The organism is Pseudarthrobacter sp. TE9888 (assembly GCF_056279345.1).
Window position 1 is genome coordinate 693,462 of record NZ_JBWBRD010000002.1, and the last position, 23,077, is coordinate 716,538.

Sequence of the window (23,077 nt, forward strand, 5' to 3'; positions counted from 1 at the left end):
CGCCGGAGGCAGCCCTGCGGTTTTCCCGTCGGCGAACCGGGGACATGGGCCCGGTGCCGAATGGAAGAATGGTGGGGTGAACCCCCATGACTCCCTGATTCCCTTGCTGGGCCGCGGCCCGGAACCGGAGCAGCTGCGTCATGTCCGCACCATACCGGCGCGGGAGGCAGTCCACGCGCCCTGGCCTGATTGGGTTCATCCGGATATTGCTGCGGCGTACGGCTCGCTGGGGATCCGCGAACCGTACCGGCACCAGGTGGACGCGGCTGATGCCGCGCATTCAGGCCAGCACGTTGTGGTGGCTACCGGCACTGCGTCCGGCAAGTCCCTGGCGTACCAGCTGCCGGCGCTGGATGCGATCCACCGGTCCGAGCTGCGCGTACTTGCGGACCCGGGCAAGATCCACGACGACGGCGCCGTCACCCTTTACCTCTCCCCCACCAAGGCGCTGGCGGCGGACCAGCTGAACGCCATCCGCGCCCTGAAGCTGCCCACGGTCCGGGCGGAAACCTACGATGGCGACACCGATTCCTCCGCCCGGCGGTGGATCCGGGACCACGCCAACTTCATCCTGGCCAACCCCGACATGCTGCACTTTGGCATCCTCCCCAACCACGCGTGGTGGGCCGGTTTCTTCCGCCGGCTCCGCTACGTCATCGTGGACGAAGCACACAGCTACCGGGGTGTGTTCGGTTCGCACGTGGCCAACCTGATGCGGCGCCTCCGCCGGATCTGCGCCTACTACGGCGCCGGGACCGCATTCCCAGAACCGGTGTTCATTGCCGCCTCAGCGACCGCTTCCGAGCCCGATGCCTCCTTCTCCCGCCTCATCGGCGCGCCCGTCAAAGCAGTGTCCCGCGACTGCTCCCCCCACGGCGCCACCACCGTGGCATTCTGGGAGCCGGCACTGACCGAGGTCAGGGGCGAGAACGGAGCCAAGGAGCGGCGCACAGCCGTGGCGGAAACCTCGGACTTGCTGGCCAACCTGGTGTCCGCCCGGATCCGCACCATCGCCTTCATCAAGTCCCGCCGCGGAGCAGAGACCATCTCGGCCATCACCAAGCGCCTCCTTGACGAGGTCGATCCGAGCCTGCCTCAACGGGTCGCCGCGTACCGTTCGGGGTACCTGCCGGAGGAACGCCGGGCCGTGGAGAAAGCCCTGCGGTCGGGCCAGCTGCTGGGCGTTTCCAGCACGTCCGCATTGGAGCTCGGGATCGATATTTCGGGCCTTGATGCCGTCCTGGTGGCGGGCTGGCCGGGCACGCGGGCATCGCTGTTCCAGCAGATCGGCAGGGCCGGCCGGGCGGGCCAGGACGCCATTGCCGCCTTTGTGGCCAGCGACGACCCCCTGGACACCTTCCTGGTAAACCATCCCGAAGCCATCTTCGACGTGTCGGTGGAGGCAACGGTCTTCGACCCCTCCAACCCCTACGTTCTGGGGCCGCACCTGTGCGCGGCGGCGGCCGAACTTCCGCTGGGCCCGGCCGAGCTGGACCTCTTTGGGCCTACCGCTGAAATGCTCCTGGACCGGCTGGTGGCCCAGGGCTACCTTCGGCGGCGGCCCGCGGGCTGGTTCTGGACCCACTCGCAAAGTGCCGCGGCGATGGTCAACCTCCGGGCGGACGGCGGCGGCCCCGTGAGCATCGTCGACGCCGAGACCGGATCCCTCCTTGGCACCATGGACTCGCCGCAGACCCACTACCAGGCCCACACCGGTGCGGTGTATGTCCACCAGGGCGACACCTACGTGGTGGAGGACCTGAACGAGGACGACCACTGCGTCATGGTCCGCCGGGCCAACCCGGACTACTACACGACCGCCCGGGACGTAACGCAGATCGAAGTCCTGGAGACCCTGCGGACCATGCAGTGGGGGGACGTGACCGTCCACTTCGGCGACGTGAAGGTGACCACCCAGGTTGTCTCCTTCCAGCGCAAGGCCTTGATTTCCAATGAAGTCCTGGGCGAGGAGCCGCTGGAATTGGGTGCCCGCGACCTCTTCACCAAGGCCGTGTGGTTCGTAGTCGACAACCGTTCGCTGACTGGCGCTGGCCTCATCGAGGCGCAGTTCCCGGGGGCCCTGCACGCTGCGGAGCACGCCGCCATAGGACTCCTGCCGCTGGTGGCGTCCAGCGACCGGTGGGACATCGGCGGGGTGTCCACTGCCCTGCACGCCGACACCGGGGTGCCCACCATATTCGTCTATGACGGGCACCCCGGTGGAGCCGGCTTTGCCGAACGGGGATTCGACAAGGCCATGGTCTGGCTGGCGGCGACCCGCGATGCCATCAAGGCCTGCGAATGCGAAGCAGGTTGCCCATCCTGTGTGCAGTCCCCTAAATGCGGCAACAAGAACAACCCGCTGGACAAGGCGGCGGCGGTTACCCTCCTGGACGTGCTGCTCAAGGACGCCACTGAACCCACTCCGGTGGATCTCGAAGCCCGGAGCTGAACCCGGCACGGGATCTCCATCCCTATGGCGGAGGACCTGCCCGGGCCCGTCCGGTCGCGGCACCCAGCAGCGGCCGTTCGCCGAGCTCAGTCAGCACTTCAACAGTTTGTCCCGAACCCTCGGAGCAGCTCACTACCGTCGCTGCATGGCGGGCTGCCACTTCGGCCGCGACCGTGCAGGGGTTCCCCGTGGTGAGGCCGCGGAGGGCGTCCGCCCCGGCGAGGGCTGCGAGGTCCGCTGCCGTTGCGGCCCTGCCGGCGAGCACCGCAGCCTGCGCAAGCAGCAGCATGACAGCCATTGCCGTGATGACCACCAGGGCCAGCCCGGCCGCAAGGACCGTCCCTGAGCCACGTTCACGGCCATCCGCGGGGCTTTGCATCACCTGACGGCCCCGGCATCGCTCGTGCCTTCGCCGACGCCGCCAGCGCCGGTCCCTGGAGTCTCGCTGCGCGTGGAAGCGCGGGCGGTGAGGGTCCACGGAATCGAGGAACCCAGTGGGCCCGGGACCCGGTCGGTGACCGTGACATTGAACCACCCGGCGTCGGCGGAGACTGACGCGGTTGCCGAACCGCCGGCGAGCGTCCTGACGGTCCGTTCCACCATTGCGGGGTCCTCGCCCCGTGCCAGGGCCCTGGCACCGGCCCGGGCTCCCTCTTCGATGCGAAGCTGCGTCATGCCCGCGGCCGCCCCGGCCAGCAGAATGGCCAGCAGTCCAAGCACGGCAGGCAGCGCCACTGCGAACTCGGCCGTTACTGTGCCCCGGGCGTTCGCCGTCCCGTCGGCCGATTCAGGGTCCCCGTTGACGCGGGCCGCCATGGAGGCCACGGCTTCGGGTGGCTTCCGTGGCGTCAGTACCCCTGCCGAACGCGTCACGGCAGCGCCAAGGCCGTGCGGATGAGGTTGAGGAGAAAACCACGCACCTCGTCGCTGCGGAGGATGAACACCAACAGCCCGGCGAATCCGACGGCGGCCAGGGTAGCGATGGCGTATTCGGCCGTGGCCATGCCGGCTTCGGAGCCCAACAGCCGAACGCTGCGCCGGACCCTGGTGACAGCAACTCCGGTACCGGGTCTGGTACCGGTTCCGGCTCCGGCTCCGGGATAGAGCTCCACCACGTTGCCAGGCCACGCCAACGAGTTTGCTCGAGAGGGCAACCCCGTTCCCGGTGCCTGCGGATCGAATGCGACGGGAACTGAGGCGGCTGCCGCAGATCCGGTGGCGTAGGGGAACGGCCTCCCGGAGGCGCGGCCACGGCTGCCGGTTCGTCCCGTTAGCGCGTACCGGGAAGCGGCCACAGCGGATGTTCCGGCGGAGTAGTTGCGGCGGTAGTAGTAGTTGATGGACATCTGGTTTCCTTTCCGATGATGCCGGCAGTGTTCCGGCGCTCCTGACTCTTCCCGGCGCAGCAGTTGCCGGTAAGTGATGGGATGGGCTAAGTGGATAAGCCGTGCCCCTTCGCCGCTGTGGAGGAGGGGACGTGCAGCCGCGAAGGGATGCCTAGGACCCGGACGGCACCAGGGCAAGCAGTACCGGAACGACGCCAAGGCAGATGAAGGCCGGCAGCGAGCAAAGGCCCAGGGGTATCACCAGCTTCACGCCGAGTGAAGCGGCGCGCTTTTCGGCCTCCCGGAAGCGTTCCCGGCGAAGCCGTGCGGCCTGGGCATACAGGATCGCCGATGACGGTGCACCTGTCAGTGCAGCGAAGCCGAGGGCGTCCCGCAGCTCCAGGATTTCGGGGAGCCGCACGGCGGAGCTGCGCCAGGCTGTGTGCCAGTCGGCGCCGATGGCGAGCGCCGAAACCACCGGCCGCAGCGAGTCACGGTACTGGGGAGCAGCCGATGCGGCCACCAGGTCGAGGGACCGGCCAATTCCGGCGCCCGCATCCAGCATCGCGGCCACAAGCTCGAGCATCATGGCTGTGTCCTTCAGCCCGCTGTCCTCACGGGCTGACGCCTTCTTTGTACCTGCCGCCCGCTGGGTCCTGTCAGCGGCAGGCAACAGCCGGTGCAGCCGCCGGCGCGTCACGGACTGGCTGGAACAGGCGAGCCAGGCCCCGGCCGCGAGCAGCAGGAACAAGGCCAGGCCCGGCACCCACCCCGTAGTCACGGCGTCCCTGGCCCGGCAGCAGCCGCAACCAGCTTGGCGGACCAGGCCCTGCCCGCGGCGGTGAGGACCACCCCGCCGACCAGCGCGGCCAGTCCGAGGGGTGTCCCCAGCAGGGTGGCCAGCGGATCCACGCCCAGGGCGGCGCCGAGCCCAAGGCCAATCAAAGGAAGCCAGGTCAGGAGCCGGACCGTTGCCTTGGGACCGGCGAGGGCCGTTTGCCGGGCCGCATCCGCATCATCCCCCGCTTCCAGCTGGGCCGCGAACCGGGTCAGCACGTCGGCGAGCGGACAACCGCTCGCCTCGGCAATGTCAAAGCAAGCGGCAAGCTCCAGCCAGGTCCTTGCGTCGCGGCCCTGGGACGGGAGCGCCGTGGATACCGCCCGGCGGATGGTTTCCGAAACGGGTGCCCCGGTGGCGGCAGCGGCCCGCGCCGAAGCCAGGACGGCGGCAGAACCCGCCGTCAGGACCGGCCCGGAAGGCACCGAGCCGGAAGGCGCCCAGCCGGAAGGCACCGAGCCGGAGGGCGCCCAGCCGGAGGGCGCCGCGCCGGGCAGGGGTGCGTCCCCCGGGCGCTGGTTTGCATCGTTACCCGTGCCATATACCGTCCACAGCTCATCCCACAGCCGCGCCGGCGTCCGGCCGCCCCGCAGCAGCGCCGCCAGCTGCTGCACGATGAGAGTCAGGCCTGGGCTCCGGACCTGCGCGCGGCCGCCTGCAGCCCTGCCCCACGGCAACGCCCGTCCCTTCCCGGAGCCGGACACTTTGGTCCTGTGGCCCGTTGCCGTGCGCAGCCTGGAAGCAGCATCCAGGCGAGGCTTGAGGAGCAACAGCGCAGCGCAGGACAGGAGGATGGTGAGGAGAAGCGTCACAGGGCACCCTCGGCATCCATTCCCAGCCGGGCAGCAAGCGCCGGCCAGCCCGGACCGGGGACGCCCGATTCCCCCACTGCCGGCTGCACGGCCAGCCCCTGCGGTCCATCGGCAATGAGTCCAATGGACTGGATTTCCCTGCCCCTCGGCGTCCTGCCAACGTGGATGACGACGTCAAGGGCGCTGGCTGCCTGGAGACGGACCGCTTCGGGACCCAGCCCGGCGAGTGCTCCTAGCGCGTTGAGCCGGGCGGGGACCGCGGCAGCCGTGTTCGCATGGATGGTTCCGCCGCCGCCGCTGTGCCCGGTGTTCATCGCAGTCAGGAGCTCCCGGACCTCTGCGCCCCGGCACTCCCCCACCACCAGCCTGTCCGGGCGCATGCGCAGGGCCTGGCGGACCAGCTCCCCCAAGTCGACGGCGCCGCCGCCTTCAAGGTTTCCATGGCGAGCTTCGAGGGCCACAACGTGGGGGTGGACCGGGTTGAGTTCCGCCGCGTCCTCGATCAGGACCAGGCGTTCGTCCGGGGAACACAGGCCCAGCAGGGTGGACAGCAGCGTGGTTTTCCCGGATCCTGTGGCGCCGCTGACCAGGAAGCTCAACCGCCGCTCGAGAATCCGTTCCAACACGTCCTGCACCCGATGGGTGAACATGCCTCCCGTCCGCAGCTCCTCCATGGCGAAGACCCGCTCCCTGCGGATCCGGATGCTGAGCAGCGTCCCGGACGTGGAAACCGGCGGCAACACGGCATGGACACGGTAGCCGCCGGCAAGCCTGACATCGACACACGGTGAACCGTCATCCAGGCGGCGGCCGCCGGCGGCCACCAGCCGGCAGGCAAGCGCGCGCAGCTGGGATTCGCCATCGAACACCACCGGGGCGCGTTCAATGCCGGCGCCGCGGTCCACCCACACGGAATCGGGGGCGTTGACGAAGATGTCTGTAACTGCGGGGTCACGCGTGAGCTCCTGCAGTGGGCCCAGCCCGTTGAGCTCGGCGCTGATCCGTTCCACCGCGGCGAGCGCTCCGGCGGTGCCCAGCAGCTTGCCGGTGGCCTGGACGGCCGCAGCGACGCGGGAGGGGGTCACACCCCCTGCCTCGGCCATCATTGAGTCACGGACAGATTCCAGCAGCCCTGAATCGACGCGGCCACGTCCGGCACCATCCCTTCCGCGCTCCGGGCGGACGGCCTGGCTTGCCTCCAGGATCCGGGCGCTGCGCCGTGCGCCCAGGCCTGCGGGACCGGCCGGGCTGACGATGGCGGAGGCGGGACTCGAAGGGGCACCGGTCGCGCGCCTCATGCGGCATCCCCCGCCTGCAGGTCCTCGCCAAGCCAGTCGAGCACGGTGGCGCCGAAATGCCGGATTGCCCGCCGCTTCCCACAGTCCAGCAGCCGGCCCGACTCCATGGCCCCGGGGACAGCCCGGAGCTCCGGCATCCGGCCGTGCACAGGCAGCCCGACGGCATCGGCGATCAGGGAACTGTCCAGCGCCGCACCGGGCCGGCCACGCACCAGGAGAGCTGCTTCCACCGGCGGGAGTTCCTGGAGCAGCCGCACCGCCGCCACCGCCGCCTTCAGTTGTGCCGGCACCACCACCATGATCCGGTCGCAGTCCCAGGCCACAGTCCGGAGCGGCTCTGCACCCCTGCCCACATCCACGACCACCAGCTCATAGCCCCGGCGGGCGGCGTCAAGCACCCCGGCTGCGGCCGCAGCAGCGACGGGGGACGGCTGTTCCCGGGTTGCGGGCCAGGACAGGAAGGAGAAGCCTCCTGCCACCGGCAGGGAATCGGCCAGTTGGAGGGGGTCGATGCTGCCCCTGGCCTCGGCGAGGTCCGGCCAGCGCAGTCCGGGGGTTTCCTCGGCGGCGAGCGCCAGTTCAAGGCCCCCGCCCCAGGGGTCGCCGTCAACGAGCAGCACGCGCGCCCCCAGGCCAGCCGCGGCCTGGGCTATCCAAATAGCGGCAGTGGTGGCCCCTGCCCCGCCGCAACCACCCGTGATGCCAAGGACCAGGCCGCCCGGGCCCGGGGAGCGCGACCGGCTCAGGTGGTCCGCCAGCCAGGCAGCAGCATCGGGCAGCACGGCAACCCGGTCGGCACCCAGGGCGGCCGCAAGGTGCCAGAGGCTGTCGCCTTCGCCGTCCAGGCCTACCAGGACTGCGGGCGTGCGCCGTCGTGGTGGCAGTTCCCGCACGTCGCTGCCCACCAGGACGGCTGAGGCAGCGTCCCAGTAGCGTCCGGCCTCCACCGCATCCGGAACAGCGCGCAGTCGGGAGCCGGCGGCCGCCACGATGCGTTCCACTTCGGCGCGGAGGACGGCGGATGAGGTAACCAGCAGCACCTCCCCCGCACCGTCCGGCGCTGACCCATTCGGATGGGAACTGTCCGGCAGCCAGGGTGCGCTGGCCGCCGCGTTGTCCTGCGACGGTGCACGGGCTGGTGATCCCCGGCCCGGTGGGCGCCGGAAAGAATCCGGGACCTGCTCCGGCCCGGGCTGCGCTGCATTCAGCTGATGCCTGCTCATGCAGCCACTCTGCCGCGGCAGCAAACGCCAGTTAAGGGGGAACCTCCCCTATGTGGACAACCAAGCAACCCCTCCCGGCAGGGCACAATGGGAGCATGTACCTACTGCTTGCCGCCCACCCCCGCGGCGCGGCACTGCAGGAACTGACACAGGCCGGCCACCCCTTACCCGCCAACCCCGAACCGAGGGTGGTGGCACCTGGCGGGCTTGCCGGCGTCGTCCGTGAATTGGAGGCCCGGCGCCCGGGCGGCCAGCCGCCCCGCTGGATCTGGCACCGGACCCAGGACTGGTACCCCGCGCTGCTCGCCGCCGGCGTGGAAGTGGAGCGCTGCTACGACGTCACGCTGTGCGGCAACATCCTGGCCTTTTCGCAGTTCAGCGCCCAGACCGATTACGCCAAAAACACCGACAGGGTTCCGGTGGAGGATCCCCTGCTTCCACCGAAAACCCTGCTTCCCCCGCGTCCCCCTGCCGACCAGGGCGCGCTGTTCGACGAACCTGCCGCCGGGCCGGCGCCGGGGTGGACCCTGGATGAACTCCGCGCCGAGTATGCTGCCCAGCAGGGAGCCCTGGCCGCCGTGGGGACAGAGGAGAACCGCCGGAACCGCCTGCAGTTGCTGCTCGCGGCGGAGTCCGCAGCCGCTATGGTGGCCGCGGAGATGCAGCACGCCGGGGTCCCGTGGCGGGAGGACCTGCACGAACAGATCCTGGTGGGCCACCTGGGTCCCCGCCCGCCCGCCGGACAGCGTCCGCAACGCTTGGAGGCGCTGGCTGCGGAGCTGCGCGCCCTGCTCAACTCCCCGGGGCTCAACCCGGATTCGCCGCAGGACCTGATGCGGGCCCTGCACCGCAACGGCATCGAGGTGAAGAGCACCCGGAAATGGGAGCTTCGAGAATCCAGCCACCCCGTCATCGAGCCGTTGCTCGAATACAAGAAGCTTTCCCGCCTCCACACGGCCAACGGCTGGTCCTGGCTGGACGTCTGGGTGGACGGCGGACGGTTCCGCCCCGAGTATGTGGTGGGCGGAGTGGTTTCCGGACGCTGGGCCTCCCGGGGCGGAGGCGCACTGCAAATCCCGCGCCAGGTCCGCGGTGCGGTGCATGCAGATCCGGGCCACAAACTGATCGTCGCGGACGCCTCGCAACTGGAACCTCGTGTCCTGGTGGCCCTGGCCCAGGATTCCACCATGGCCGAGGCGGCACGGGACCAGGACTTATATGCCGGCATCGCCGCCAAGGGCTTCGGCGGGGACCGGGCCAAAGCGAAGATGGCACTGCTGGGCGCCATGTACGGGGCAACCTCCGGTGAGGCAGGCCGCCTGATGCCGCAGCTGGCGCGCACCTATCCGCGCGCCGTCGACTTTGTGGAGCGTGCGGCGCGGGCGGGTGAAGCCGGTGGAACGGTGACCACCCGGCTGGGCCGCAGCAGCCCGCCGCCCTCGGAGCGGTGGTTCCTGAGCCAGCGCTCCACCACCGCCGAAGAGCAGCGGCGGGCAGAGTCCATCGCCCGGTCCCGCGGGCGCTTCACCCGGAATTTCGTGGTCCAGGGCTCCGCAGCGGATTGGGCGGCATGCTGGCTCGCGGAATTACGACGGCGCCTGCGCACCTTGGCGACGGCGGGAACCGGCGCCAGCGGCGGCGGCCCTGTCCGGGCCGAGTTGGTCTTCTTCCTGCACGATGAGGTGATGGTGCATGCACCCGCGGACAGGGTGGACGCCTGCATCGCAGCCATTGAGGAATCAGCCGTGGCGGCGAAGGAGCTGTTGTTCGGGCGGATCCCGGTGGAGTTCCCGGTAAGCCTCGCTGTCGTCGACTCCTACGACCTGGCCAAATAGCAGGTCCCGCGGGTCCTGAAAATCCTGCCAACGAGACGCAAGGTAACCTACCCGGCAGTAGGTCGACGGGTGCGGTGGCGGAGGTTACAGTCGAAAGCGGTGACTGAAACAGACCGGTCCACACGCTGATGCAACGACGCATACCAGGGAGGTCCCCGTCCATGGCGGGAAGATTTGAAATACACCGCGCAGACGACGATTCGTACCGGCTGCGGCTCACCGACGCCGAGGGCAACACCGTTGCTTTTTCACCGACGTTCAAGTCCCTGGCCATGCTGCGCGACGGCATCAAGGCGATGCGGGAGAACGCGGCCACCGGAATCGTGGTGGATCTGCGCCGGCGGGCCTGAGGCCCCGGATACCCCCCTAGACACCCATCGGATGGAGCCGGTTCCGGTCCCAGGGAACCGACCAGCCCAACTGGTCGAAGAGGCCGCTCAGCACAATGCCGGTGAAACCCCACACCACCACGCCATTTACGGTGAACGCGGGACTGTCGAAGGTGCGGCCCGCGCGGTGGACCGTGGCCATCACCCGGTTGTCCGGGTCCAGCAGGTCCCGGACCGGCACCCGGAACACCTGCGCGGATTCCCCGTAATCCACCACGCGGACCGGTGAGGGCGCGTGCCACCACCCGAGGACTGGCGTCACCAGGAAGTTGCTGTATGCCAGGCCCAGTTCCTGGAGTGTTCCGAGAACTTCAACTCCGCCGGCATCGAGCCCTGTTTCCTCTTCGGCTTCCCGAAGCGCAGCCGCTACCGGGGTTTCGCCCTTGTCGATCCCGCCGCCGGGAAAGGCCACCTGGCCGGGGTGGGAGCCCAGCGTGTGGGCGCGTTCCAGGAGCAGGACGTCGAGGTCCGCCGGGGCGAGCGGTTTGCCGGATACAGCGGGGACGTCGTCAAGGACGCCGAAGAGCATCAGGACTGCAGCCCTGCGGGCACGTGCCGCATCAACGGTCAACGCCGCCCAGCGCGGATCAGGAGGTCCGGCCGTTCCGGTTTCGGCGCGCCGCACCAGCTCGGCGAGGTCTTCGCGTGCGCTCACGGGGTCCTCTTTTGGGAAGCCATCCGGATTTCCGCGGCACGGTGCTGCTCTGCCAGGTACCGCTCCAGCAGCTCCTCGCTGCCGGGGGCCAGTTCGTATTTGAGGAGCTTGGCTGCCTTGGCGGGGTCGGTTTCGCCCAGCCCGTAGCTGGGGCACCAGGTGGCAACGGGACAGGCGCCGCAGGCGGGTTTCCGGGCGTGGCAGACGCGGCGGCCATGGAAAATCACCCGGTGGGACAGCATGGTCCAGTCCCTGCGCTCGAACAGCTCCGCCACGTCCTGTTCGATCTGCACGGGATCCTCTGACTGCGTCCAGCCAAACCGCTTGGCCAGCCGGGCAAAGTGGGTGTCCACCGAGATGCCCGGGACGCCGAAAGCGTTGGCGAGCACCACGTTGGCCGTCTTGCGCCCTACCCCGGGCAGCGTGACCAGTTCCTCCATCCGGCCCGGAACCTCGCCGTCGAACTCGTCCACCAGCCGCGTGCACAGGGCCTGGACGTTCTTCGCCTTGGCACGGAAGAACCCGGTGGGTTTGAGGATGGCCTCAAGCTCCGTGGGATCCGCCTCTGCCAGTGCCCGTGCATCAGGCCAGCGCGCGAACAGCACCTTGGTGACCTGGTTGACCGTGACGTCGGTGGTCTGGGCGGACAGGACAGTGGCCACGAGCAGTTCGAACGGGTTCCGGAAGTCCAGTTCCGCGTGGGCGTACGGGTATTTCTCGGCCAGGGCCCTATGGATGCGCCGCGCCCTCCGCTTCAGCGCGAGGACTGATTCGGATGAGACCACGGGCATCCCCGTGGCCTGGCCGGTCTTGGTGCGGGCCCCGGCCACCGGTGTCAGCCGCGCTCGATGTTGCTGAGGTCGCGCAGGACGCCCAGCCGTCCGTCAGTGTGCTGCACCAGGAACTCGTGGCCGCGGTCCTCGAGCGCCAGCACCCAGCCACCGGGCTCGATCACGAAGGCGGGCGCTCCGGTGCGGGGATCGAACGCGGTGCGGTGCTGGGCCACGGCGAACCAAAAGGCCTCGTGGATCGGCTGCCCGTCGGTGTCATCGTGGCGGCTTGCCGGGTCCACCGTTGCCCCGATGGGCTGTTCGGACCGGACCTGCTGGTGTACCGCGGTGGCAGCGGGCGGCTCCCACGCCGCCTGGGGGGCATTGGCCGCAGGAATGTCCGCGTGCCGGGTCTCGCCGGCATCCGGCACAGGGGCAGGACGAACGACGTCGGCTGCCTGGGTGGGCGGCCCGGCCTCCACTTCAGGGGCAGGGCGGACGACGTCGGCTGCCTGGGTGGGCGGCCCGGCCTCCACTTCAGGGGTCCGTTCGGAAGCTTCGCGGGCGGGCGCGGTCGATGCGGACCCGGCAGGCCCGTGGGCACCGGATGCGGCGGCCGCGGCACCGGCTCCTGCGGCGGCAGCTGCGGCTCCGGCGGTTCCCGGGTTTGATGTCCCGGCGGCGGCCACCGGAACGGCAGCGGTGGCGGGCGCATGTGCCGAGCGGACAGGTTCAGGCTTCGCAGGTTCAGGGCTCGGGCTGGCAGATCCAGGCTGGACCGCCGAGGAACCGGCACCGGCACCCCCGAAGATGCCGGCGCCCTTGAAGCCGGCCTTGGACTGGTTGGCGCCGGTCTCCGGCTTGGGCGCTTTAGGGGCCCGCGGCTTCCGGGCCGGGACCGCGGCTTCCCGGGCCACGACATGCGCCGGCATCTCGGGCCGGTCCTTGAAATCACCGGACAGATAGGGCACGAAACGGCCCAGCACCGTGGCAACGAACAGGACCAGGGAGCCGATCAGGCCCACCAGCAGGCTGGTCACATAGCCGCCCGCAACGGACAGGAAGAAGAAAGCCACGGCGAAGGAGGCCACCACGGAGGCGAACTGGTCAATTGAGAGCGAACCCACGCGTATCTTCGTGGCGGGGGCGAGCCTGCGCGCGGCGAAGAGTGCACTGGCGATCAACGGCAGGATGATGCCCAGCCCCAGGAAGAACAGGTTGTTCAGGTTCCACAGGTTGTAGCGGGTACCGAAGAGGGGCAGCAGGGACGCGACGAACAGGATCAGCGTGCCGGCAAAGACAGCGAGGTCCCGAACGGTGAACGGGCCCAGAACCGCCTGGTGGGCGTTGGGGTCGATCTTTCCGGAGGCAGCCTTGGGTCCGGCAGCCTGTCCCGTTGCCGCGTTGCCGGCGGGGGCAGGGTGCCCTGGTCCCCCGGCGGCGGATCCGGAGCCTCCGGGACCTGACCCGGTGTCCGGGGCCGTTCGCTGGCCGAAGCTCTGCTGGTTCATTCTGCTCTCCTTAGCGTGGCGGCACCGGGCCCGGTCCGGACCCGAAAACTGTGCCGTCTTGACATGCGGTCCTGCCCCGGCCGGGCACTGTTTATGCTTGGCCGGGGCGGCCCAAAGTGAAGTCACAATTCCATCTCAGCCTAGTCAACAGCCTGGCTGATCACTAGCTGGAGCAGGCCCGCAGGGGACCACGGCAAGTAACGAAGACGCCATTCACCGCTTAAAAAATGCCGCTCATGGTCGTGTTTGTGACGGGGAGCACAAGGCGTGCGCGGCAAGCATTAGGCTAGGTTGCGGAACAGCTCTTTGCGGTGCGTCCGCCCGGCTGGCGCCCAGTGCCGTGCGAACGGAGGGCCCTGCGCAGGCGGCGTTCCGCGCGGCGACGATCGATGAATGATGAGGTTCACATGTCCCAGGACACCCCCAGCTCCACGGCCACCGTTCCTTCCGCTTCCGCCCAGCCGGCGGACCAAGGCCACCAGGGCGATGCCTTCGCGAACCTGCTGCACGAAACCCGGGCCTTCCCGCCCTCCCCTGAGTTCGCGGCCAACGCCGTCGTTACCGCCTCCGAATACGGGGAAGCGGACGCTGACCGGCCGGCGTTTTGGGCCAAAAAAGCGCGGGAACTGCTGACTTGGAACAAGGACTTCACGCAGGCCCTGGACTGGTCCGATCCGCCCTTCGCCAAGTGGTTTGTGGGCGGCGAACTCAATGCCGCCTACAACGCCCTGGACCGGCACGTCGAAGCTGGCAACGGCGACCGGGTGGCCATCTTCTTCGAGGGCGAACCCGGCGATACGCGGACCTACACCTACGCGCAGCTCACCGAAGAAGTGAAGAAGGCAGCCAACGCGTTCGAGTCCCTGGGCGTGGCCAAGGGCGACCGCGTGGCGGTTTACCTGCCCATGATCCCGGAGGCCGTGATCACCTTGCTGGCCTGCGCCCGGATCGGCGCGGTCCACTCGGTAGTGTTCGGCGGTTTCTCCGCAGAAGCACTGCGTTCGCGGATCGATGACGCCGAGGCCAAGCTCGTGGTCACCGCGGACGGCACCTACCGGCGCGGCAAGCCCAGCCCCCTCAAGGCCGCCGTCGACGACGCCCTGGCCCACGACGGCCACACGGTACAGAACGTGGTGGTGGTCAAGCGCAACGGCCAGGACGTGGACTGGACCGAGGGCCGGGACCACTGGTGGGCAGACACCGTGGACACCGCGTCCGCCGAGCACACTGCCGTCGGCCACGACTCCGAGCACCCGCTCTACATCCTTTACACCTCCGGGACCACCGGCAAGCCCAAGGGCATCCTGCACACCACCGGCGGGTACCTCACCCAGGCGGCCTACACACACAAGGCAGTCTTCGACCTCCACCCTGAGACGGACGTCTACTGGTGCACGGCCGACGTCGGCTGGGTCACCGGCCACTCGTACGTCGCCTACGCGCCGCTCATCAACGGTGCCAGCCAGGTCATGTACGAAGGCACCCCGGACTCCCCGCACCAGGGCCGCTGGTGGGAGATCGTGGAAAAGTACAAGGTCTCCATCCTCTACACCGCCCCCACGGCCATCCGCACCTTCATGAAGTGGGGCTCGGAGATCCCGGCGAAGTACGACCTCTCCTCGCTCCGCGTACTGGGCTCGGTGGGCGAACCGATCAACCCCGAAGCCTGGATGTGGTACCGCAAGGTCATCGGCGGCGACAAGGCACCCATCGTTGATACGTGGTGGCAGACCGAAACCGGCGCCCAGATGATCGCCCCGCTGCCCGGCGTCACCGCCACCAAGCCCGGTTCGGCACAGGTGCCGCTGCCCGGCATCGCCGTGGACGTCGTCGACGAAATGGGCGAGTCCGTCCCGAACGGGCACGGCGGTTTCCTGGTGATCCGCGAGCCATGGCCCTCCATGCTGCGCGGTATCTGGGGTGACCCGGAGCGCTTCAAGGACACTTACTGGTCCCGGTTCGAGAACATGTACTTCGCCGGCGACGGCGCCAAGCGGGACGAAGACGGCGATATCTGGCTGCTGGGCCGGGTGGATGACGTCATGAACGTTTCCGGGCACCGGCTCTCCACCACGGAGATCGAGTCCGCACTGGTGAGCCACCCCGCCGTGGCGGAGGCCGCCGTCGTGGGTGCCACGGACGAAACCACCGGCCAGGCCGTCGTCGCGTTTGTCATCCTCCGGGGCGACGCCGCGAACAATGGCGACGCCACCGTCCAGGAACTCCGCAACCACGTGGGCAAGGAAATCGGCCCCATCGCCAAGCCGAAAAACATCCTGGTGGTGCCGGAATTGCCCAAGACCCGCTCGGGGAAGATCATGCGCCGCCTGCTCAAGGACGTCGCCGAAGGCCGCGACCCGGGCGACGCCACCACCCTGTCGGACCCGACCATCATGCAGCAGATCGCCGCGTCACTCCGGAAGTAGTCGCATCAGTTAGACGACGGCGCCGCCCTCCCCGGGCGGCGCCGTCGCCGTATGCTGGGAGCAAACCTGTATCCCCGATGAAGGAACCCGTTCACATGCTTGCAGCCGCCCGACACCAGGCCATCGTGGATGCTGTCCAGCGGGAGCGGGTGGTGCGGATTTCGGACCTGGCCGCGCAGCTGGGCGTGTCCTTGATGACCGTGCGCCGGGACATTGAGCAGCTCGAAGAGGGCGGGAAGCTGGAGCGCATCCACGGCGGCGCGAAACTGCCCGGGGACGCCAGCACGCATGAACCGGGCTTCGAGCTGAAGTCCACGCAGTTGACCGCGGAGAAAAGGGCCATTGCCGTGGAAGCGGCGGCCCTGGTCCATGAGGGCATGGCGGTTGGGTTAGGCGCCGGCACCACGACGTGGGCACTGGCCCGGGAGCTGGCCGAGGGTCCCCGCATTACCGTGGTGACCAACTCGATGCGGATTGCCGACCTCTTCCACCCCGGCGGGTCCACCGTGATCCTGATCGGCGGCGAACGCACGCCGTCGGACGCCCTGGTCGGGCCCATCGCCACGGCAGCCCTCAAGCAGCTGCACCTTGATGTCCTTTTCCTGGGCGTCCACGGCATGGATGCCCACGCCGGGTTCACCACGCCAAACCTGCTCGAGGCCGAGACCGACCGCGCTTTCATGGCAGCCGCCCGCCGGACTGTGGTTCTGGCTGACCATACCAAGTGGGGCATGTTGGGTATCAGCTCCATCGCCGCATTTGATGATGTGGACGAGGTCATCAGCGATGACGGCCTCAGCGCCGAGGCCCGGCGCGTCCTGGGCGAACGTTCGAAGCTGCGCGTGGTCCCCGTATAGCCCATCAATTCTGGAGCCCGCAGTCCGCATACTTCGTAAGAATGCGCGGCGGGGAGGGCCAACCGATAGATTTGCAGGCATGACTGAAGCCTCCTCCACTGTCGCAGCCGGCCGCGGCACCATCCTCGTAATCAATGGCCCCAACCTAAACATGCTGGGTACGCGGGAGCCGCAAAAGTACGGCACCTCCACCCTCGCCGACGTGGAACAGCTGGCTGCCGCCGCCGGGAAGAACCACGGTTTCGCCGTGGAGTGCGTCCAGTCCAACCATGAAGGCGTCCTGCTGGACGCCATCCATGCGGCCCGGGATACCGCCGTGGGAATCGTCCTGAACGCGGGCGCCTTCACGCACACCTCCGTGGCACTTCGTGACGCCCTGGCAGCCGTGCAGCTTCCCGCCGTCGAGGTTCACATCACCAATGTGCACCAGCGGGAGGAATTCCGGCACCACTCCTACCTGTCGCCTGTATGCGCGGCAGTGATTGTGGGCGCGGGAGTGTTTGGCTACAAACTCGCCATCGACTACCTGGCAGAGGTCCTGTAGCCGGAAAAGACTACTTCTTGATGCACTGTCCCGAGGAAACCGGTGAGGACAGCGACGGCGCTTGCTCGGCTACCGGGTCCAGGTCACCCATGGTGATGGCGAACCCCACCTCGGCGTCCGAGGTTGCCTTGGCGAAGACCACTCCTGCCACCTGGCCGTCCGTGGTGAGCAGCGGGCCACCGGAATTTCCCGGCTGGACGTCACCGGCAAGGCGGTAGATGTCCTCCGGAGAGGGATTGTTGCCGTAGATGTCGGGAACCAGGACCGTGGCAATGTCCTGGACGGTGGCCGGCTTGGACTGGAACGGACCGCCGTGCGGGTACCCGGCGAACGCGGCCTGGCTTCCGCCGGGCAGGTCGCGGCTCAACTGCAACGGCTGCGAGGGCAGGTTGTCCACGGCCAAGACTGCAAGGTCGCGCCGGGTGTCGAAGTAGACCACCCGTCCGGGCATCGCGCCGCCGTCGGGCATTTCCACCACCGGCTGCGACACGCCGGCAACCACGTGCGCGTTGGTGACCACCCGGTCCTCTGAGACGACAAACCCGCTGCCGGTCTGGTTCTGCCCGCACTCATAGGCAGTGCCGGCAATCCTCAGCACGGACTGGGCAGCTTTGTTAAGCGCGGGCGTATTCGTGCTGGTGTTCGGCACCTGGAACGCCTGGCCCTGGTCCAGCCCTTCCAGCAGGGTGGGAATGCCGTTGCCGATCACCGTGGACCGCAGCTCCGCCATGGTGGCCTTGACCGGTGTGGGCGTCAGCCCGTCGATGAAGCGGATGACTTTGGATTCGGCCAACTGCTGGGACACAACGGGCACGCCGAGTGAACTGACGCTGAACGCCAGCATGGACATCACCAGGGCGGAGACCACGAGGTTCAGCGCCCCGCCCACGAGCCGGTCCACCGCCCGCAGGGGCCGGATCCGCACCACGCCGCGGAGTTGGCGCCCCACCATGGTTCCCAGGCCGTGCCCCAACGCCATCAGGACGACGGCGGCAGCGATGATCGCAGTGAGCCTCCACCCGGAGTCCTCAACGAACGTGCTGACCAGGGGGACGGCAAAGAACGCGGCGATGGCGCCGGCAGCAAAGCCCACAAGGCCGCCGACAGTGACCAGGAACCCATTGCGGAAGCCATAGATCAGGTATGACAGCAGCGCCAGGATCAGGACAATGTCCAGGACAGTCAGGCCGACCACAAAGGCTCCTTATTTACAGTTGAACCCCCATTCTAGTGGCGGACGCTGACAACCTTCTGTGGGCTGCCGCGGCCTGCGGAAGACCGGCTGCGGCCAGCCCGCCCGTGTTTCCCGTGCCAAGTTCGTCACAGAACCTTGAAAATTCTGAAACAATGGCAAAAGCGCCCACAGCCGATACTTTTACTCAGGAGATTTCATGGACATCGAGGTACTGCGCCGAGCACCCCTTTTCGCCACGCTCGACGACGACGCATTCCGGCTGCTGACGGACGAGCTCACCGAGGTGGACCTTTCCCGCGGTGCATCCGTGTTCCGCGAAGGCGACCAGGGTGACCAGCTGTACTTCATCGTCTCCGGCAAGGTGAAGCTCGGCCGCACGTCCCCGGACGGCCGCGAGTCGCTCCTGGCCATCCTCGGCCCGGGTGAGCTCTTCGGCGAGATGGCCCTGTTCGACCCCAGCCCCCGCACGGCCACCGCCACCGCGGTGTCCGAAACCCGGCTGGCCGGGCTCAAGAACGAGAGCCTGAACGCCTTGCTGCGCACCCGCCCCGAGGTCTCGGCCCAGCTGCTGCAGGCCCTGGCCCGCCGACTGCGGCGCACCAACGACTCCCTCTCGGACCTCGTCTTCTCCGACGTCCCGGGCCGCGTGGCCAAGGCCCTGCTGGACCTTGCGGACCGCTTCGGCCGCCCGGCCACGGACGGCGTCCTGGTGGCACACGAGCTCACGCAGGAGGAACTGGCGCAACTGGTGGGCGCTTCCCGCGAAACCGTCAACAAGGCCCTGGCCGAGTTCGTCCAGCGTGGCTGGCTCCGGCTCGAGGCCCGCGCGGTGGTCATCCTGGACATGCAGCGCCTCCGCCAGCGCTCCCGCTAGGACCATATAAAAAAGGCCGCCCCACGGGGCGGCCTTTTTATTGCGCACGGCGGAGCCGTCACACTGACGAGCTCAACCGGGCGGCGTCAGCGTTCGCGCTGGTGGTCCCCCGCCACGGTCTTGGCCGCCTCGACCTCGAGCATGAGCCTGCCGTCTTCTTCGACCAGGGCCGGCTGGTACACGTGGTGCTTCCGCTTGTAGCTCAGGTACGCGATGCAGCCGTTGGCCGTCGCCATCTTTTCCAGCATGATTTCAGAGCCCGGCACGAGCAGTTCGCCCAAGGGCCGGCCCACGGTGTTGTCTTGGCCTGCCTCGTCACCGAGGTTGCTGGTGTTCCGTTCCTGGACCACCTGCGCGGCGTTGACCCACCGGCCCCATACGCCTTTGCCCTCAAGCAGCGACGGCTCCTGGCCAAGCGGCTGGGTGGCCGCAAAGTACCGGGTGTCGAACCTGCGGTGCGCAAAGTCGGGGCTGCGCCAGTTGACCAGGGACTTCAGCAGGTCGGTGCGGAGGGAAAGTCCGCGCTTGCCCAGGACCTGGGCAAGGGTCTTTTCCTGGTCCGCGACGGCCACGCGGGCTCGCATCCATTCGGACGTTGACGTGGCTTCGACCGTATTGGACATGTCCGGGCCGGCCAGCAGGATGCCGGTTTCCTCGAAGAGTTCCCGGATGGCTCCCACCACGTGGCGGCGCGCCAGCCCGACGTCGTCCGTTCCCATTTGCTCAGCCCAGTGCTGCGGCGACGGGCCAAGCCACCCCATGGGCTCGTCGTCGGCCGGGTCAAGGGACCCGCCGGGGAAGGCGAGGACCCCCAGCGGCGAGGAGCCAGGCCGGTAAGCCAGCCACGTCTCCAAACCGGTGGGGGAATCGCGCAGGAGGACTACGGATGATGCAAAGCGTGCGGCCCTGGGGGTCCGCTCGCCGTGTTCGAGCCAGCTTTGCGCTGCCCCTTCAAGATCCTGGGGCAGTGCAAAAAGGCGTCGTGCGAGATGCGGCAAGGGAGTTGTCCGGTCTTAGCTGAATTCGGCGATCAGCTCGACCTCTACGGGAGAGTCGAGCGGAAGAACGGCAACGCCGACGGCGGAACGTGCGTGCTGCCCGGCGTCGCCAAGGACGCGGCCCAGCAGTTCCGAGGCACCGTTGACGACGGCGGGCTGGCCCGTGAAGGAGGGATCCGAGGCGACGAATCCCACAACTTTGACGATGCGGGTGATGCGGTCAAGGTCACCGATCACGCTCTTGACGGCAGCGAGGGCGTTAACGGCACACACAGCCGCGTAACGCTGGGCGTCCTCCGGGGAAACCGTGGGCTCATCGGCGAACCCTTCCGTTCCGGCGGAAACCTTGCCCGTAGCTTCGAGTTTGCCGTTAATAAACGGCAGCTGGCCCGAGGTGTAGACGTGGCTTCCGGAGACGACAGCGGGAACGTAGGAGGCTACCGGGGCGGCAACTTCCGGGAGGGCAAGGCCAAGTTCCGCGAGGCGCTGCTCGACGGCGGAAACCGGCGCCGTTGCCGCGCTGGACTGGGCTTCTGCGGGGGTGCTCATGCTACTGCTTCTCCCTCTTGAGGTAGGCGACAAGGCCGTTACCGTCGGGTCCGGGGACTACCTGGACGAGCTCCCAGCCGTCCTCTCCCCACTGGTCAAGGATCTGCTTTGTAGCGTGGATGATGAGCGGAATCGTCGCGTACTCCCATTTGGTCATGAGAGAAAGCGTAGCCCTTGCCGGTAAAGTGGAAAACATGGCGACTCGCAACAACCCCTTATTCGACACTGCCACCACACTGGGTAAGATCCTTCTTTTCCTTGGTGTGAGCGCGATTTGCGGTGTCCTCGTGGCGGGCCTGCTGGTCCCTGCCGCGGCTGTCTCCGGCAGCGCGGCAAGCGGTTCCATCGATTTCTTCGATTCCCTTCCCGCCGAACTGAAGGTTGATCCCCCGAGCCAGACCACCAGGATCCTGGCTGCGGACGGCAGCGAGATCGCCAGCGTCTACACGGAGAACCGCACGAAGGTTCCGCTGGACCAGATTTCACCGAACATGAAGAACGCCATCATCGCGGTGGAGGACAGCAGGTTCTACGACCACGGCGGCGTGGACACCACCGGCATCCTCCGCGCGCTGGTCGCCACGGCCCGCGGCAACAAGCAGGGCGCGTCCACCATCACGCAGCAGTATGTCAACAACGTCCTGAACGCCAACCTCGCGGCCGCCGGCGAAGAGGACCAGATCAAACTCAACGGCGTCAACAAGGGTGTCGGCGACAAGCTCCGCGAGATGAAGCTCTCCATCGCCCTGGAGAAGGAGTTCACCAAGGACCAGATCCTTGAGGGCTACCTGAACATCGTGTTCTTCAACCGTGACGCTTACGGCATCGAGGCGGCGTCGCATTACTTCTTCAGCACCAGCGCCAAGGACCTGACCCTGCCGCAGGCAGCGCTCCTTGCCGGCCTGGTGAACAGCCCCTCCGCCTTCGACCCCATCACCAACCCCGAGAAGTCCAAGCAGCGCCGGGACCTGGTGCTGGGGCTGATGAAGGACCAGAAGAAGATCACCGCGGAAGAGTATGAAGCCGCCGTCGCCACCCCGGTGGAGCCCAAGGTGACCCAGCCGAAGCAGGGCTGCGCCTACGCCGCGTCTGCCCCGTACTTCTGCGACTACATCCTGCACCTGCTGGAAAACAACCCGGCTTACGGCGCAGACGTCAAGGACCGCCAGCGCCTGATCTACGGCGGCGGCCTGACCATCACCACCACCCTTGACCCGAACGCCCAGGCCACGGCCCAGGAGCAGGTCAACGCAGCCACGGGGTCCAATCCCGACAAGTGGGGATCGTCGATGGTGTCGGTGCAGCCGGGGACCGGCAAGATCATCTCGATGGCCCAGAACACCACCTTCCTGCCCGGCCAGGGCTTCGATTCCCAGTTGAACTTCAATGTGGACAAGCTGGACAAGGACGGCAACGACCTCAACGGCGTTGGTGGCTTCCAGCCCGGCTCCACCATGAAACCGTTCACCTTCGCTGAGTGGCTAAACGAGGGCAAGACCATGAACACCGTGGTCAACGCAGCCCAGCGCGTCTACCCGCTGAACTACCCATGGAAGAACACCTGCGGCAAGGTCAACGGCGCCTACAACACGGCGCAGAAGTCCTTGGGCGCGGCGGACGACCTCCAGAACGCCGAGCCGCAGTGGTACAAACCGCTCACGGTTCTTGAGGGCCTCTACAACTCCATCAACACGGTGACCTTCGCCTCCGCCGCCCAGCTGGACTTCTGCGGAATCCAGAAGATCGTTGACGCCGTTGGCCTGCACAGTGGCCTCCCGTCCGCGGATGGCAGCGAGCCTAACCCCAAGGTGGACATGATGACCCTGGGCAACCTGCTCGGTTCCACCCAGACGGCGCCGCTGACCATGGCAAGCGCCTTCGCCACCTTCGCTAACGACGGCAAGTACTGCGAACCCATCGCCATCACCTCGGTTGTCGATGCCACCGGCAAGCAGCTCCCGGCCCAGTCCAGCAGCTGCCGCGACGCCATCAAACCGGAGGTTGCCCGCGGCGTGAACTACGCGCTGCAGGAAGTCATGAACCAGGGCTCCGGCTCCCTCATCCGGCCGCGGCTCTCCACCAAGACCAGCTTCCCCATCGGCGCCAAGACCGGTACGTCCAACAACAACGGCTCCACCTGGGTTGTTGGACACACCACCGGTCTGGCCACCGCCGCCTGGTTCGGTGACCCCCTGGGCGGCCAGACCCGTGCAGGGCAGAACATCACGGTCAACGGGAAGTTCTACCCCGGTATTGACGGCTACATGATTGCCGGCCCCATGTTCTCCAACTTCATGACGAAGATTGCCCCGGCGTACGGGACCAACCCGTTCCCCGCGCCGCCGAGCAACATGGTCAGCGGCCCCACCCGGAACACCACCCCCGCCACCACCGCGCCGCAGGCCACCCAGGCCCCGGTCCCGGTCCCGTCCACGCAGCCAACGCAGGCTCCCGCCACCCAGGCGCCGGCGCCGGCGCCCGCACCCAGCAACAACGGAAACGGCAACGGCAAGGGAAACGGCTGAC

General features: G+C 68.0%; 22 protein-coding genes. 8 read left to right on the top strand and 14 right to left on the bottom strand.

The genetic code is table 11. The annotated features are described in order from the left end of the window. The first annotated feature begins 76 nt into the window (after window positions 1–76). Window positions 77–2,452 (top strand): DEAD/DEAH box helicase, encoded by a 2,376-nt coding sequence (locus ACZ9J7_RS03870; protein ID WP_476207164.1) that lies wholly within the window; start codon window positions 77–79, stop codon window positions 2,450–2,452. Window positions 2,453–2,474: 22 nt separating this feature from the next. Here the strand turns inward: ACZ9J7_RS03870 and ACZ9J7_RS03875 are convergent, their stop codons facing one another. From ACZ9J7_RS03875 to ssd, 7 genes are all read right to left on the bottom strand, one after another. Continuing rightward, window positions 2,475–2,831: an Rv3654c family TadE-like protein gene (locus ACZ9J7_RS03875; RefSeq protein WP_476207165.1), complete on the bottom strand. Its 357-nt coding sequence runs from the start codon at window positions 2,829–2,831 to the stop codon at window positions 2,475–2,477. Then, the gene (locus ACZ9J7_RS03880; protein WP_476207166.1) at window positions 2,831–3,325 is read right to left on the bottom strand and encodes a TadE family type IV pilus minor pilin; all 495 of its coding nucleotides are present in this window, start codon (window positions 3,323–3,325) and stop codon (window positions 2,831–2,833) included. Before ACZ9J7_RS03880 ends, ACZ9J7_RS03875 begins: the two co-directional genes overlap by 1 nt. Further along, window positions 3,322–3,798 (bottom strand): DUF4244 domain-containing protein, encoded by a 477-nt coding sequence (locus ACZ9J7_RS03885; protein ID WP_476207168.1) that lies wholly within the window; start codon window positions 3,796–3,798, stop codon window positions 3,322–3,324. The genes ACZ9J7_RS03880 and ACZ9J7_RS03885 overlap by 4 nt, the downstream gene beginning before the upstream one ends. A gap of 151 nt (window positions 3,799–3,949) precedes the next feature. Further along, a complete protein-coding gene (locus ACZ9J7_RS03890; RefSeq protein ID WP_476207169.1) occupies window positions 3,950–4,558 on the bottom strand; it encodes a type II secretion system F family protein in 609 nt (202 codons plus the stop codon). Next, the gene (locus ACZ9J7_RS03895; protein WP_476207170.1) at window positions 4,555–5,427 is read right to left on the bottom strand and encodes a type II secretion system F family protein; all 873 of its coding nucleotides are present in this window, start codon (window positions 5,425–5,427) and stop codon (window positions 4,555–4,557) included. The genes ACZ9J7_RS03890 and ACZ9J7_RS03895 overlap by 4 nt, the downstream gene beginning before the upstream one ends. After that, window positions 5,424–6,725 carry a TadA family conjugal transfer-associated ATPase gene (locus tag ACZ9J7_RS03900; protein WP_476207171.1) on the bottom strand — a complete coding sequence of 434 codons (1,302 nt, stop codon included), beginning with the start codon at window positions 6,723–6,725 and terminating at the stop codon, window positions 5,424–5,426. Before ACZ9J7_RS03900 ends, ACZ9J7_RS03895 begins: the two co-directional genes overlap by 4 nt. Continuing rightward, window positions 6,722–7,762 carry a septum site-determining protein Ssd gene (ssd, locus tag ACZ9J7_RS03905; protein ID WP_476211798.1) on the bottom strand — a complete coding sequence of 347 codons (1,041 nt, stop codon included), beginning with the start codon at window positions 7,760–7,762 and terminating at the stop codon, window positions 6,722–6,724. Before ssd ends, ACZ9J7_RS03900 begins: the two co-directional genes overlap by 4 nt. A 281-nt stretch (window positions 7,763–8,043) precedes the next feature. On the opposite strand from ssd, the gene ACZ9J7_RS03910 reads away from it, so the two are divergent. Further along, window positions 8,044–9,783: a bifunctional 3'-5' exonuclease/DNA polymerase gene (locus ACZ9J7_RS03910; RefSeq protein WP_476207173.1), complete on the top strand. Its 1,740-nt coding sequence runs from the start codon at window positions 8,044–8,046 to the stop codon at window positions 9,781–9,783. Between the two features lie 161 nt (window positions 9,784–9,944). After that, on the top strand, window positions 9,945–10,133 hold the full coding sequence (locus ACZ9J7_RS03915) for a YegP family protein (RefSeq protein ID WP_476207174.1): 189 nt from the start codon (window positions 9,945–9,947) through the stop codon (window positions 10,131–10,133). A 16-nt stretch (window positions 10,134–10,149) separates the two neighbouring features. Here the strand turns inward: ACZ9J7_RS03915 and ACZ9J7_RS03920 are convergent, their stop codons facing one another. The 3 genes from ACZ9J7_RS03920 to ACZ9J7_RS03930 are packed head-to-tail and all read right to left on the bottom strand — an operon-like array spanning window position 10,150 to window position 13,108. Beyond that, complete coding sequence (locus tag ACZ9J7_RS03920; RefSeq protein ID WP_476207176.1) at window positions 10,150–10,827, bottom strand: NUDIX hydrolase; 678 nt, start codon at window positions 10,825–10,827, stop codon at window positions 10,150–10,152. After that, window positions 10,824–11,618 (bottom strand): endonuclease III, encoded by a 795-nt coding sequence (gene nth, locus ACZ9J7_RS03925; protein ID WP_476207178.1) that lies wholly within the window; start codon window positions 11,616–11,618, stop codon window positions 10,824–10,826. The genes ACZ9J7_RS03920 and nth overlap by 4 nt, the downstream gene beginning before the upstream one ends. A 44-nt stretch (window positions 11,619–11,662) precedes the next feature. After that, window positions 11,663–13,108, bottom strand: a complete 1,446-nt coding sequence (locus ACZ9J7_RS03930) for a reticulon family protein (protein WP_476207180.1) — start codon at window positions 13,106–13,108, stop codon at window positions 11,663–11,665. A gap of 407 nt (window positions 13,109–13,515) precedes the next feature. On the opposite strand from ACZ9J7_RS03930, the gene acs reads away from it, so the two are divergent. The 3 genes from acs to aroQ all read left to right on the top strand — a co-directional run bounded on the left by acs (window position 13,516) and on the right by aroQ (window position 16,935). Beyond that, window positions 13,516–15,534 carry an acetate--CoA ligase gene (acs, locus tag ACZ9J7_RS03935; protein ID WP_476207182.1) on the top strand — a complete coding sequence of 673 codons (2,019 nt, stop codon included), beginning with the start codon at window positions 13,516–13,518 and terminating at the stop codon, window positions 15,532–15,534. Between the two features lie 95 nt (window positions 15,535–15,629). Then, window positions 15,630–16,391, top strand: coding sequence for a DeoR/GlpR family DNA-binding transcription regulator (locus ACZ9J7_RS03940; protein ID WP_476207184.1), 762 nt, complete (start codon window positions 15,630–15,632; stop codon window positions 16,389–16,391). A gap of 79 nt (window positions 16,392–16,470) precedes the next feature. Beyond that, window positions 16,471–16,935: a type II 3-dehydroquinate dehydratase gene (gene aroQ / locus ACZ9J7_RS03945; RefSeq protein ID WP_476207186.1), complete on the top strand. Its 465-nt coding sequence runs from the start codon at window positions 16,471–16,473 to the stop codon at window positions 16,933–16,935. 10 nt (window positions 16,936–16,945) lie between these two features. Here the strand turns inward: aroQ and ACZ9J7_RS03950 are convergent, their stop codons facing one another. After that, window positions 16,946–18,130 carry a MarP family serine protease gene (locus ACZ9J7_RS03950; RefSeq protein ID WP_476207188.1) on the bottom strand — a complete coding sequence of 395 codons (1,185 nt, stop codon included), beginning with the start codon at window positions 18,128–18,130 and terminating at the stop codon, window positions 16,946–16,948. A gap of 196 nt (window positions 18,131–18,326) precedes the next feature. Between ACZ9J7_RS03950 and ACZ9J7_RS03955 the strand changes: the two genes are divergently transcribed. After that, a complete protein-coding gene (locus ACZ9J7_RS03955) occupies window positions 18,327–19,004 on the top strand; it encodes a Crp/Fnr family transcriptional regulator (RefSeq protein ID WP_011775987.1) in 678 nt (225 codons plus the stop codon). Between the two features lie 86 nt (window positions 19,005–19,090). On the opposite strand, the gene ACZ9J7_RS03960 is transcribed toward ACZ9J7_RS03955, so the two are convergent. The 3 genes from ACZ9J7_RS03960 to ACZ9J7_RS03970 are packed head-to-tail and all read right to left on the bottom strand — an operon-like array spanning window position 19,091 to window position 20,708. After that, complete coding sequence (locus ACZ9J7_RS03960) at window positions 19,091–20,002, bottom strand: NUDIX hydrolase (protein ID WP_476207189.1); 912 nt, start codon at window positions 20,000–20,002, stop codon at window positions 19,091–19,093. A 15-nt stretch (window positions 20,003–20,017) separates the two neighbouring features. Next, window positions 20,018–20,551: a RidA family protein gene (locus ACZ9J7_RS03965; RefSeq protein ID WP_476207191.1), complete on the bottom strand. Its 534-nt coding sequence runs from the start codon at window positions 20,549–20,551 to the stop codon at window positions 20,018–20,020. 1 nt (window position 20,552) lies between these two features. Continuing rightward, window positions 20,553–20,708, bottom strand: a complete 156-nt coding sequence (locus ACZ9J7_RS03970; protein ID WP_009359196.1) for a DUF4177 domain-containing protein — start codon at window positions 20,706–20,708, stop codon at window positions 20,553–20,555. A gap of 37 nt (window positions 20,709–20,745) precedes the next feature. Here ACZ9J7_RS03970 and ACZ9J7_RS03975 point away from each other — a divergent pair, with 37 nt between their 5' ends. Continuing rightward, window positions 20,746–23,076 (top strand): transglycosylase domain-containing protein, encoded by a 2,331-nt coding sequence (locus tag ACZ9J7_RS03975; protein ID WP_476207196.1) that lies wholly within the window; start codon window positions 20,746–20,748, stop codon window positions 23,074–23,076. Window position 23,077 lies beyond the last annotated feature (1 nt).

What these genes read in the sequence shown, in the direction of transcription:
- ACZ9J7_RS03955 (WP_011775987.1), top strand. Translation starts at nt 18,327, where the DNA reads ATGGACATCGAGGTACTGCGCCGAGCACCCCTTTTCGCCACGCTCGAC.
- ACZ9J7_RS03910 (WP_476207173.1), top strand. Translation starts at nt 8,044, where the DNA reads ATGTACCTACTGCTTGCCGCCCACCCCCGCGGCGCGGCACTGCAGGAA.
- ACZ9J7_RS03885 (WP_476207168.1), bottom strand. Translation starts at nt 3,798, where the DNA reads ATGTCCATCAACTACTACTACCGCCGCAACTACTCCGCCGGAACATCC.
- ACZ9J7_RS03930 (WP_476207180.1), bottom strand. Translation starts at nt 13,108, where the DNA reads ATGAACCAGCAGAGCTTCGGCCAGCGAACGGCCCCGGACACCGGGTCA.
- ACZ9J7_RS03975 (WP_476207196.1), top strand. Translation starts at nt 20,746, where the DNA reads ATGGCGACTCGCAACAACCCCTTATTCGACACTGCCACCACACTGGGT.
- ACZ9J7_RS03940 (WP_476207184.1), top strand. Translation starts at nt 15,630, where the DNA reads ATGCTTGCAGCCGCCCGACACCAGGCCATCGTGGATGCTGTCCAGCGG.
- acs (WP_476207182.1), top strand. Translation starts at nt 13,516, where the DNA reads ATGTCCCAGGACACCCCCAGCTCCACGGCCACCGTTCCTTCCGCTTCC.
- ACZ9J7_RS03965 (WP_476207191.1), bottom strand. Translation starts at nt 20,551, where the DNA reads ATGAGCACCCCCGCAGAAGCCCAGTCCAGCGCGGCAACGGCGCCGGTT.
- aroQ (WP_476207186.1), top strand. Translation starts at nt 16,471, where the DNA reads ATGACTGAAGCCTCCTCCACTGTCGCAGCCGGCCGCGGCACCATCCTC.
- ACZ9J7_RS03900 (WP_476207171.1), bottom strand. Translation starts at nt 6,725, where the DNA reads ATGAGGCGCGCGACCGGTGCCCCTTCGAGTCCCGCCTCCGCCATCGTC.
- nth (WP_476207178.1), bottom strand. Translation starts at nt 11,618, where the DNA reads ATGCCCGTGGTCTCATCCGAATCAGTCCTCGCGCTGAAGCGGAGGGCG.
- ACZ9J7_RS03970 (WP_009359196.1), bottom strand. Translation starts at nt 20,708, where the DNA reads ATGACCAAATGGGAGTACGCGACGATTCCGCTCATCATCCACGCTACA.
- ACZ9J7_RS03915 (WP_476207174.1), top strand. Translation starts at nt 9,945, where the DNA reads ATGGCGGGAAGATTTGAAATACACCGCGCAGACGACGATTCGTACCGG.
- ACZ9J7_RS03875 (WP_476207165.1), bottom strand. Translation starts at nt 2,831, where the DNA reads ATGCAAAGCCCCGCGGATGGCCGTGAACGTGGCTCAGGGACGGTCCTT.